This is a genomic window from Micromonospora mangrovicola, from assembly GCF_047200535.1.
Taxonomy (GTDB): Bacteria; Actinomycetota; Actinomycetes; order Mycobacteriales; family Micromonosporaceae; genus Micromonospora.
In genome coordinates this window covers 1-9,900 of the sequence record NZ_JBJZOG010000157.1, presented here as the reverse complement: position 1 = coordinate 9,900, position 9,900 = coordinate 1, and the positions used below count along the sequence as shown (strand labels likewise).

The window sequence follows — 9,900 nt, the reverse complement described above, 5'->3', positions numbered from 1 at the left end:
CTGCTGACGCGTCAGCTGCGCCGTCGGCGGATCGAACCCCACAGCGCCGCAACTGCGGCGGTGAGGGCCACCGCCTCGGCGAGGACGCAGAGCACATCGATGACGCCGACCGACTCAGGTTCGCCCGCATCCGGGCCGAAGGGAAGGCCGACCGTACGGCTGGCCGCCCACAGGGCGATCGCGGCTGCGTTGGCCACCACGCCGAGGCTGAGCAGCCACGGGCGCGGGACGGTCCAGACTGCGGCGGCCCAGATCAGCTGGAACGCCCCGAGCAGGGTGAAGAAAACCGCGTACCCGACCCATGCGGTCCGGTGCTCCGGCACCACGGCGTAGTGGATCAAGCCAGCCAGTACGGAGCACACGGCGGCGACGGCAAGCGCTGCGGTGTTCCGCACTGCCGTGACCTTTCCAACCGGGACGGCCGGAACGGTTGCGCTGGTGGCGGCGGTGGCTTCGGTCGTGGCGCTCACTGGTTGCCTCCTACCTGGAAGATGCCGAGCGCGCCGCGGGACATGTTCATCATCTTGTGCGTGATGAACGGGTACGTCCCCGCGTCGGGCAGGGTGAACTCGACGAAGCCGCCCTGGGTGGGCTGCAGGTCGAGGGTCTGCGATCCGCCTTGCTCCGCGTTGCCGGGCTGCAACCGGTACGCGCCTTCCTTCCACACCGTGTCGAAGATCGTGCCGACGACGTGGAATGCCATGTTCTGGTTGGGGCCGGCGTTGTCGAGCCACACCCGGACGCGGGCGCCGGGAGCGACCTTGATCGGGGCGAAGGCGTACTGGTTGTAGTAGCCGTTGAAGACGACCGCGTCGTCGGTGCCCGTCATCATCTTCTTCAGGTCACCGGGCTGACCCTGCGGTCCGAGGTTCAGCTCGGACTGGACGAGGACGATCTCCTTGTCCACCTTGCCGAGGTGCGGCGGGTCGACGACGACGGCACCGTACATGCCGTTGCCCATGTGATAGATCATCGGGTCGGCCCCGCAGTGGTACGTGAAGATGCCGGAGAACTGGGCCTTGAACTGGTAGTCCAGCGACTCGCCGGGCTTGATCTTCCGCATCTGGACGTTGGGCGCCACCTTTGAGGCGTGGAAGTCGATGGAGTGCTCCATCGCGCCGTCGTTGACGAGGTGGACGTTGAACACGTCACCGACCTTGCCGTGCAGGACCGGCCCGGGGGCCGTGCCGTTGTAGGTCCACCGGACCTGCTTGACGCCCGGCGCGACCTCCATGGTCTTCTCCTGGACGTGCAACGTGACGTTGTGCGTCGTGCCGCCCTCGGCAGGCTGGAGCGTCGGGTCGACCGGCTTCCAGTCGGCGGAAGGCTTGGCGCTGGCATCGATCTTCGCGTCGGTGCCACCGCCGGCGCTGCCCGTGGCGGCCTGCGCCTGCTCGCCCTCGACGTTGACCGCGAGCAGCATCCCGGCGTCCTTGTGGCCCGGCACCAGGCACCAGGCCTGCGTGGAGGTGTTGACCACACCCCAGTGGACGGTCGACGACCTGCCCGGATCGAGCAACGGCGTGTCCGCGCCCTCCAGTGCGAGGGTGTGCTGCTGGTTCCCCTTGTTGGTGAGGTTGACCGTCACGTCCGCTCCGCGCGGCACGCTGATCGAGGCGGGCTTGACGTACATGTCGCCCAGCTCGATGTCGAAGCTGAGCTTCTTACCGGCACCCGGAGCGGACTTACCGGCGCTCGCGGCGGACGTCTCCCCCGAGGCGGCCAGGTTCGGGGCGTTGTGCGGCTGCGCGAGCCCCACGAAGACGAATCCGATGAGCAGGCCCAGCGCGACGCCGCTGGTGAGGATCGGGAAGAGGTCGCCGAACCATGCCGCGATGCCACCGCGACCGTCCGAGGACGAGGGCAGGGGCCCGGGGGAGTCTGGTACCGGGGGGCTTGAGGAGTTGAGGGGCACGGCAAGACCTCCAAATCGCATGACATGCCACAGCGGGAAGACAGGGGCGGGAGCGGGTTTCCGCGCGCGGGAAGTTGCCGCGCGGTCAGGAGATGCGCATCTCGGTGAAGAGGCCGAACATTCCCTGTGACCCTTCCGAGTGGGGGAAGATGTGGCAGTGGAACGCCCAGGTGCCCTTGGCGTCGGCGTGCACCAGGACCGTGTAGCGCTCGCCGGGTGACACGGGGACGGTGTCGGCCTTGTACGGCGCCGGCAACGGGAAGCCGTCCTTGGCGATCACCAGTTGGTCGACCCCGTGCAGGTGCATCGGGTGCTCCATGGTGCCCACGTTGATGTACGTGATCTCGACCCAGTCGCCGAGATGCGCGTCGATCGGCTTGGTGGCCGGGAACGACTTCCCGTTGATCGTCATGCCGATGGTGCCGGCATCCTGCATCTGCATCAGTACGACCTGGCTCGGCTTGATGTTGTTCGGCGTCGGGATGTCACCCACTTCGATGCCGCCGTACAGGCCACTGGTCACCTGCTTGGTGCCGTCGTGGTGCGAGTGGTACCAGGTGACCATCGGCCGCGTCGCGTCCCAGGTGTAGGTGAAGCTCTTGCCCGGTGGGATCGGGTCCTGAGTCACGTCGGACACGCCATCCATGTCGTTGGGTACCTGCATGCCGTGCCAGTGCACGCTTGTCGACTCGGGGAGCTGGTTCTCAACCACGATCTTGACCTTGTCGCCGACGTTCACGTGGATCGTCGGCCCCGGCACCGTTCCGTTGAAGGCCCAGGCGTCGACAGTCTTGCCCGGCTCGATCTCCCACTTCGTCGGCGCGGCGGTGAGGTGGAATTCCTTGGTGCCGTCGGCGAGCACGGTGGGCGCGAGGTCCTTGCCACCTTCTCCCTTGGTGGCTGCGGGAAACGACTTGTCCCGCTTGGCCATCTGCTCGTCCATGGCCTTCCAGTCCGTGGCTGCGCCCTGCTCCGATCCCGACGTCGAGGACGACTCGGGTGCGGTGCCGTGCGCGGCGTCGGTGCCGGTCATCCCGGACGCGACCGATGCGCCGGCCGGGGCGAGCCAGACGGGGACCGCGATGGCGACGGCGAAGGCCACCGCCATCGTCAGAAGCTGCTTTCTCAGCATGACACCCTCCCTGGGGGTGCTTAAAAACTAGTCGAGTTGTTTTTACTACTGTGGTCGTCAAAAGTGAAGGAGACGATCACCACACGCCTCAGCACGACTGACCATCTGCGGTGGCGACACCCAGCGGGACAGCCCGGTTTGAACCACTGCCCTAGGCCAAACCGGCATGGCCGGCTGGCCGGGAGCCCGACGGTCAGCGCGCGTCCCGCTCGCGGCGTGGTGCTGGCAACCGCGCCGTCGGCACCAACCCCGGGCGGCCCGAAAGACCCGCCGGCAGCACCCGCGCCCGCTACAAGGTGCCCCGCCGGGTCGTGGTGGTCGAGGAGCTGCCCCGCTCCCAGATCGGCAAGGTCCTGCGCCGCGAGGTCCGCGACAAGCGTGAGCGCCGAGGGCTGGGCCGCCTCAGACGAGCCGCTGGATGCGTAGCATGGGCCGCTCGTCGCGCAGATGACCCAGGTCGCTCACCGCAGCCAGCCGAGGAAGCGCCGATGCAGCGTGCCGGCCGGCGCCCAGCTCAGATCCGCTGTGGCGCGGACGAGCTGTGCACCCATGTACAGCGCCAGCGAGACCGGCGCGTCCGCGAACTCCGCCCGCAGCTCCCGCCGACGGGTCGCGCACGGCCACGGCGCGCCGCAGCCACCGCAGCTCCAGATCGGCAGCACCGGCCCGTGCGTGGTCATGCGCCGCCCCCCAGAAACCGCGCCGTGACCACCCGCGCCTGCCGGCTGGTCGCCCACTCCACCTGCCAACGGGGGTACGGGGTGAGCCGCGCCCACCACGCCCGGCACCCCACGCACATGCCGTCGAGGCCCCGCAGATGTACGCCGAGGATCTGCTGCTCCTGCCTCACCGCCCGGCCCCCGCCGGCCAGTGCCCACGACTGATCGGGATCCGGTGGCGAACGCGGCAGGGCAGGTCGGCTCCGCAGCGACAGACCCGCCGCCACCTCCGCCAGCACCAGACCGGCCGGTGCCGCCGGGCGAGCGTCAGCGCGACGGCGAGCAGGTACGCCTCGTACGCGACGGATGGTGCTGCGAGGTCATCACCTCTGCCGCCGCTGGTCAGGCAACGCGAGCGCGCGCCCGGCACTGTCCGATCGATTTCCTCGAGCGGTGTCCGGTCCTCCTCGGCCAGGGCGAGGGGCCGCCGCTTTGCCGCCTCCCGCTCGGCCGCCTGGATCTGCTGGCCCACACTCACTCTGGCGGCGTCGCGCCGACCACCCATCCCCACCTCCGCCGGTAGGGGCGCGGACGGTCAGCCTGTAGAGACATCTGGCTCCGCCGCACCCGGCCACGGGAGGCGAGTGCCTCCTCCGAATCGGACAGTAGGGCGGATCGGTGAGGGCGAAATCACCGTTGGTTATGACGCCAGGTTGATGCCCATCCGGCCCGCCAGCAGCCGCAGATCGTTCGGTACGGCCCGCTGCTTCGCACGTTGCGCCATGGCCACGACGGCGCCTTGGACGAGGGGGTTCAGCGCGAACGGCACCGGTGCGGCCTGCTCCGCCCGCACGAACGCCGCCAGCGCCTCCGGGTCGCGGCGGCCGGACTCGGCCAGCGCGCGGCCGAGGTCGACCCAGTACGACATCTGGCGATTCGACGCCGCGAGCACCTGCGGCCGTACAGTCCGGGACAGCTCGATCACCCGGCCCGGCTCACCCGACTCCGCCGCGATGGACATCTCCCACAGGACCACGTTCGTCGGCCCGAACCCGCAGCCGTTGAAGCCCGCACCGTCCGGCGGATCTCCGAGGGTCGCCGCCTCACCCGCCGCTGCGGCGAGATGATCGCGAGCGAGGTCTACCCGCCCACTCACCGTCGAAGCCAACGCAGCCGAAAGGTGAAGCTGACCGAGCATCTGCCGGACCCTCTCGTCGGCGGCGGCGGACTGAAGCTCAGCCAAGGACCGGTCGGCAGCCCTGGCAGCCAGTGGTGCGGCCTCGATCGGCAGGCTCTGCGCGTATGCGAACCGGGACGCCGCCAGCCACGCCGGTTCCTCGGCTCCCTCCGCAGCGGCCACCGCCACCCGCGCGGCGTTGAGCGCCAGGTGCCGGTATCCGAGATGCCGCAGGCACGTCGAGGCCTGGTACGCCGCCTGGGCGAGCACGTTCCCCCCGACCGCGGCGGCCTCCAGCAACAGGCCAGGAAGCAAGCGGGCCATCGCCGGATAGTTGGAGCCGTTGCGCAGTTGGTCGCTGCGGGCGATATCGGTGGCCAGCTCGCGCCTGGTCCGGGTCAACGGTCTACGCTCACCGTCCTCGATCTCGATGAGCGCGGACCAGATCGCCGGCACCCACTCGGCGGCACGCTCCCGGGCCGGGTCGCCGGGCTCCGTGCCCTGACCGAGCAGGTCAGCCACCGTGACCTGCAAGGCAGCGGCAATCGCCACCAGGGTGGAGCGACGGTCAATGGTCTTGCGGCCGGACTCCACCTGCGAGATGTACGACTGGCTGACGCCCGCCAGCCCAGCGAGGACGGCTTGGCTCATCCCGCCACGGCGCATCCTCCAGTAGCGGATCCGGGCGCCGATCGTGTCGGTTTTCCTGGCCATAGTTCGCCTGCTTCCCAGGTGCACGACTGGGACTGCGGGCCGGCCCGCACGCTGGCCGGCCGCCACTAGGACGGTACACCGCGCTGCCCTGGGCCGCGTGTGAGCGGATGCCGTGGCAGGCGACAGGGTTGGCTTGAGTCGTAGCCGATGGCTGTGACCGTGCCGTCGCCTGTCACACGGGGTCAGCGAAGGACGCCGCTCACCTGGGAGTTGCGGATGAGGCTGTCGATGAACGTCTGATAGATCTCGTGCTCCGGGCCGGCGATCCACCTCGGGGCCAACGGCTGCCCGGCCAGCCGCGCCAGCAACTCGCGGTACGCCTCATCCTCCGGTGCGCGTCTGTCCCAGAGCACGGACGGGCCCGGAATCTGCGTGGTGACGCGCCGAGCCTGCGCCGTCACGACAATCTTGTGTGATTCCTCGACGTCGAACAGGCACAGCGGCGCCGCGACGGACAACGCGAGTGAGGTGAAGGTTTCCCTAATGGAGGGAGATGACAGGAACAGCCGGCTCTGCGCACTGGTCGCCGGTGTAAAGCTGAGCATCCAGTGCTCCGGCAGGAGCGACGAACCATCGAAGACGCTGAGGTAGATGTAGCCCACCGAGATTCGGGTCGAACCATCCGGCCAGGCCCGCGCGGGATCGACGTTGCGGCGGTTCACGTCGTCGTCTCGGTATCCACGCAGCGGATCGTCCTGCGGAAAGCAGAGCGACAGGTCGAAGGTTGACCGGTGGCGGCCGGCGACCACGTCGGCCAATGTCATCGTCCGGCCGGTCTCGAAGCCGTAACTTCCCGGGAGCGGCACCGACGTACCGCCGGGCAGCACCACCGTCGTCACCTGTGCGCGACGTTCGCAGAGCGCGGCGACCGCAGTGAGGAGGCCAGCGGCGTCGCGATGGTGTACGTACACCTCGAAGCTGTAGTCGATGCCCATGACGCCACCCTGAGTTGCCCGTGGCCGCTCAGCCTAGCGCGGGATACGCCGCGTGCCGCGGGTGCCGCAGTGGCGTGGTCATCGCGGTTGTCGGGTGGGCGACCAGTGGCGGTTCCGTCTCCGCCCGGTGATCGGTGCGGGCAGCGAAACGCGGTGGTGCGTGTCCGGCAGGCGATCCATGCTTGCCTCGGTGACCAGCTTTCCCGCGCAGGCGATCCGCGTCCGCGACAGCACACTCCCGCTGCACCGGAGGCTGTACGCGTTGCGGGAGTGCGCGCTGCACTGTGCTCCGTACGGGTTCCGCGCCACCTGGCACCACCTGATCGTCTCCGCTCGTATCCCACGCAGGCTCGAAGATGATCCCGACGCACTCGTGCGCGCCGCGGACGAACTTCAGCGGGTTCGCGACGTGGTCCTGCCGCGGGCACAGGCGTACGCCGCGCGACGGCGCGGGGAGAAGGCGGTCGGCGTGCGCGTCCCACAGTCGGCACCGCCCTGGTACTCGTGGGGCTGGTGCGGGATCGCCTACTGTCCCGACCCGAAGCACCATCCCACCCCACCTCTCGCCACGGTCGTGCAGGCGGTGCTCGACCGCCACGCCGCCGGGCTCAGCGTCGAAACGCACTGCCTCGCCTGCGGGCGCGAACGTCGCCGGCCAGGTCGCGCGTGCCCGACCTGCGGCGCCCACCCGGACGGTCCTGCGGCACGTTGGCGTGCCCCTTCTGACGGGGACGGCTGGGGGCGAATCTGGCGCCGCGACGTCGGGTAACCGTTCGGAGTCCTCGCGTGGTGAGAGAGTGTGTTGCTGTGCCACGTCCGGCCTCCGCCCTCGGTGAGCACAGCTACTCAGGCGCGGTGCCGTCCCGCAGTGTGAGGGTGGTGGCATGCGTCGACTGTTGCCGCTGCTAATCGTGCTCGCCGTTGCCGCGGCCTGCGCCGACCCGAACGCCCGACCCGGCCCGGACCGGCCGGCCGCGGGGTCGGCGCCCGCCTCGCTGCTCGCCGACGGCAGTGTGCCGTGGGCCGATCTGAAGATCACGGCGGAGGACCTCAACGGGCGCCCGGCCGGACCGCGGTCCCCGGCCGCCGGGAGCAAGCCGTGCCGGGCGGAGCAGCTGTCCGGCCGGCTCACCAGCTGGAGTCGGCCCGGCGGCGGCGGGGAGACACCCCGAGGCATGGACGCCGCCATCGGCAAACTCATCGGACAAGTGGACGTGCGGAACACCTCGAAGGTCGAGTGCACATTGCAGGGCGAGGTACCCGTCACCATGCTCGCCGGCGGTCGCGAGATTCCCATGCTCTATGCGCACGGCATCAACGAGGAGGCCCGGGCCCGGGTCGTCGCCGTGCCCGCCGGTGGCCGTGCCAGCCTGCGCCTGGACTGGTCCGGGCCGTTCTGCCAACCGACCGACGGGACGCTGGAGCTCGCGATCGAGGTGCCGCACGGCGGCGGCACGCTGCGCGCGCCGATCAGCGCCGACGACCGCCCCGGCTGCCAGCGGGGCGAGGGGATCAATCCCACCGCCCGGGCGACGCTGTACGCGAGCGGGTTCACCGAGCCGGTCGCCGTGTCGACACCCCCGTCGTCGCCGCTCGACCAGCTCACCGTCACTGTCGCGGGGCCGTCCACCGCCGCGGCCGGGTCGCGGCTCGCCTTCCGCGTGACGCTCGGCAATCCGACCGGCGGCCCGCTCGCGCTGGACCCCTGCCCGGGCTATCTGATGGAGCGCTTCTCCCTCGGCGACGCGACGAACGATGCGGTGAACACGTCCCAGCTGTACCGGCTGAGCTGCCGCCCGCTCACGCAGATCCCCGCCGGCGGCGCCGCCGTGTTCGAAATGGTCGCCGAGGTACCGGCCTCGATGCGGGCGGGGCGCGAGCTGACGGTCACGTGGAAGCTCTACCTGCCGCACTACGTGCAGCGCGGCAGCCAGTTCGGGGCCTTCACCCTGACAGTCAGCTGAACGCGGGCGAGCTCACCGGCAAGGGATCGGCGCACAGATCCGGGCCGGTGTCAGTCTGCGCGACGTGCGGATCGCCGCCCTTCGGCGGGTCACACGGTGGCGAGCAGCGCGTCGAGCGGCCGCGGCAGGGCATCCCGGCCGGCTGCCGCCTCGACGAGCAGGCGGGTGTAGCGCAGGCTGCGGCGCGAGCTGCTGCGGATGAACCGCCACATCTGCGCTTCGGGCTCCCGGCCGCGCCACGCGGGCTGGCTCTGGAACGAGCGGAACGATCGGAGGTCGCCCTGCGAGTCGAAGAGCACCTCGACTCCTGCCGGGCCCACGGCGCGGATCAGCTCCTCCTCCAGATCGCTGACGCACACGTAGAACCCGAGGTGCTCCATGTCCGTGCGCGTACGGGGTGAGCCAACCCCCGTCACGTCCAGTCCGCGCCGGAATATCTCCTCCTCACGCAGGTCGCACAGGCCGGCAAGGCGCAGCCGGGTGCCGAGCGGGCCCAGCCTCGTCAGGAAGCGGCCGATCGCGTGCGCCCCGCCCATCGGCACGATCACAACCCGCTCCGCATCGAGGTCCCGGCCGCGGCCCACCGCGGCCGTCTTCAGCGCGATCTGGTCGCTGATGCCCTCGACGAGCACCGCGGCCACGGCGGACTCGACCTTCGCCAGGGCGCGGGCGGTCGCCCGGATCGAGGCCGCATTGCCACCCAAGGGGCCATCGAGCGCCGCCCGGCCAGGCTCACGGCGATCCGTGACATCCATGTTGGTTTCCCCGTCCGGTTGTCATAGCAGAGAACGCTGTCCCGAACATCCGCCCAACGCCTGGCCGGTCACCTGTCGGGTGCCTGCCGGCGCGCATGGCCGCAATCATCGGTGATGCACCTGGCGGTCGGCCAGGGATTAACTACGCATCCCCATCTGGACGATTCTCCACACCTTCAGCAGAAGGCGATGGCCGATCCGGTCGCAATGGACAGTTCCGAGGCCCGCAGGAGTTGCAGGCAGACGTACGCCTCGACGCCGTGGCGCTGCCACCCCTCGGTAGCTGGCTCGTCGCTGTCCGCGGTCTCGAAAACCTCTTCGGAGTCGGGGTTGAGGTCCTCGGGAAGGCCCAGCGTCCGGGCGATCCGACGAGTCTCCTCCAGCAGCCGCACCGAGGAGCCGAGGTAGCCACCCGGGGCCTTCTCGTCCACGATGACGTGCTCAGAGTCGACGGGTACGTAGTAGCCCTCGCAGTCAGAGTGGTAAATCAGGTGGTCGAACGGACCGGGAGGGTCCGACGGCAGGGCGGCGTAGACGTTGCCCAGCAGCGCGTCGTCACTCGCGCGGTGGGCCTCCGCCAGCGGCTCGGGCAGGCGGCCGTTCGCCGCAAGATGGACCGCGAGGCGACGGACTGTGTGCAAGCCCGTGT

Annotated in this window: 11 protein-coding genes; 2 read left to right on the top strand and 9 right to left on the bottom strand. The window is 70.0% G+C overall.

Going from position 1 to position 9,900, the window contains the following annotated elements; genetic code table 11:
* Positions 1-11: 11 nt before the first annotated feature.
* From ACL02O_RS32370 to ACL02O_RS32340, 7 genes are all read right to left on the bottom strand, one after another.
* Positions 12-395 carry a hypothetical protein gene (locus tag ACL02O_RS32370; protein ID WP_412821987.1) on the bottom strand — a complete coding sequence of 128 codons (384 nt, stop codon included), beginning with the start codon at positions 393-395 and terminating at the stop codon, positions 12-14.
* Between the two features lie 71 nt (positions 396-466).
* Positions 467-1,915, bottom strand: a complete 1,449-nt coding sequence (locus ACL02O_RS32365) for a multicopper oxidase domain-containing protein (protein ID WP_412821986.1) — start codon at positions 1,913-1,915, stop codon at positions 467-469.
* An 85-nt stretch (positions 1,916-2,000) separates the two neighbouring features.
* Entirely contained in the window at positions 2,001-3,047 is a 1,047-nt protein-coding gene (locus ACL02O_RS32360; protein WP_412821985.1) for a multicopper oxidase family protein, read from the bottom strand.
* A 461-nt stretch (positions 3,048-3,508) separates the two neighbouring features.
* Positions 3,509-3,727, bottom strand: a complete 219-nt coding sequence (locus ACL02O_RS32355) for a hypothetical protein (protein ID WP_387281129.1) — start codon at positions 3,725-3,727, stop codon at positions 3,509-3,511.
* The gene (locus ACL02O_RS32350) at positions 3,724-4,074 is read right to left on the bottom strand and encodes a hypothetical protein (protein ID WP_412821988.1); all 351 of its coding nucleotides are present in this window, start codon (positions 4,072-4,074) and stop codon (positions 3,724-3,726) included. The genes ACL02O_RS32355 and ACL02O_RS32350 overlap by 4 nt, the downstream gene beginning before the upstream one ends.
* 332 nt (positions 4,075-4,406) lie before the next feature.
* Positions 4,407-5,597, bottom strand: a complete 1,191-nt coding sequence (locus tag ACL02O_RS32345; protein WP_412821984.1) for a helix-turn-helix domain-containing protein — start codon at positions 5,595-5,597, stop codon at positions 4,407-4,409.
* Between the two features lie 182 nt (positions 5,598-5,779).
* Positions 5,780-6,532, bottom strand: coding sequence for a hypothetical protein (locus ACL02O_RS32340; RefSeq protein WP_412821983.1), 753 nt, complete (start codon positions 6,530-6,532; stop codon positions 5,780-5,782).
* Positions 6,533-6,722: 190 nt separating this feature from the next.
* Between ACL02O_RS32340 and ACL02O_RS32335 the strand changes: the two genes are divergently transcribed.
* Together ACL02O_RS32335 and ACL02O_RS32330 are read left to right on the top strand one after the other, a co-directional pair.
* The gene (locus tag ACL02O_RS32335; protein WP_412821982.1) at positions 6,723-7,301 is read left to right on the top strand and encodes a hypothetical protein; all 579 of its coding nucleotides are present in this window, start codon (positions 6,723-6,725) and stop codon (positions 7,299-7,301) included.
* A gap of 406 nt (positions 7,302-7,707) precedes the next feature.
* On the top strand, positions 7,708-8,496 hold the full coding sequence (locus ACL02O_RS32330; RefSeq protein WP_412821981.1) for a hypothetical protein: 789 nt from the start codon (positions 7,708-7,710) through the stop codon (positions 8,494-8,496).
* Between the two features lie 89 nt (positions 8,497-8,585).
* Here the strand turns inward: ACL02O_RS32330 and ACL02O_RS32325 are convergent, their stop codons facing one another.
* On the bottom strand, positions 8,586-9,251 hold the full coding sequence (locus tag ACL02O_RS32325; protein WP_412821980.1) for a TOPRIM nucleotidyl transferase/hydrolase domain-containing protein: 666 nt from the start codon (positions 9,249-9,251) through the stop codon (positions 8,586-8,588).
* 176 nt (positions 9,252-9,427) lie between these two features.
* On the bottom strand, positions 9,428-9,900 hold a 473-nt coding region (locus ACL02O_RS32320; RefSeq protein ID WP_412821979.1), incomplete at its 5' end, for a hypothetical protein.

What these genes read in the sequence shown, in the direction of transcription:
- ACL02O_RS32360 (WP_412821985.1), bottom strand. Translation starts at nt 3,047, where the DNA reads ATGCTGAGAAAGCAGCTTCTGACGATGGCGGTGGCCTTCGCCGTCGCC.
- ACL02O_RS32355 (WP_387281129.1), bottom strand. Translation starts at nt 3,727, where the DNA reads ATGACCACGCACGGGCCGGTGCTGCCGATCTGGAGCTGCGGTGGCTGC.
- ACL02O_RS32345 (WP_412821984.1), bottom strand. Translation starts at nt 5,597, where the DNA reads ATGGCCAGGAAAACCGACACGATCGGCGCCCGGATCCGCTACTGGAGG.
- ACL02O_RS32340 (WP_412821983.1), bottom strand. Translation starts at nt 6,532, where the DNA reads ATGGGCATCGACTACAGCTTCGAGGTGTACGTACACCATCGCGACGCC.
- ACL02O_RS32330 (WP_412821981.1), top strand. Translation starts at nt 7,708, where the DNA reads ATGGACGCCGCCATCGGCAAACTCATCGGACAAGTGGACGTGCGGAAC.
- ACL02O_RS32325 (WP_412821980.1), bottom strand. Translation starts at nt 9,251, where the DNA reads ATGGATGTCACGGATCGCCGTGAGCCTGGCCGGGCGGCGCTCGATGGC.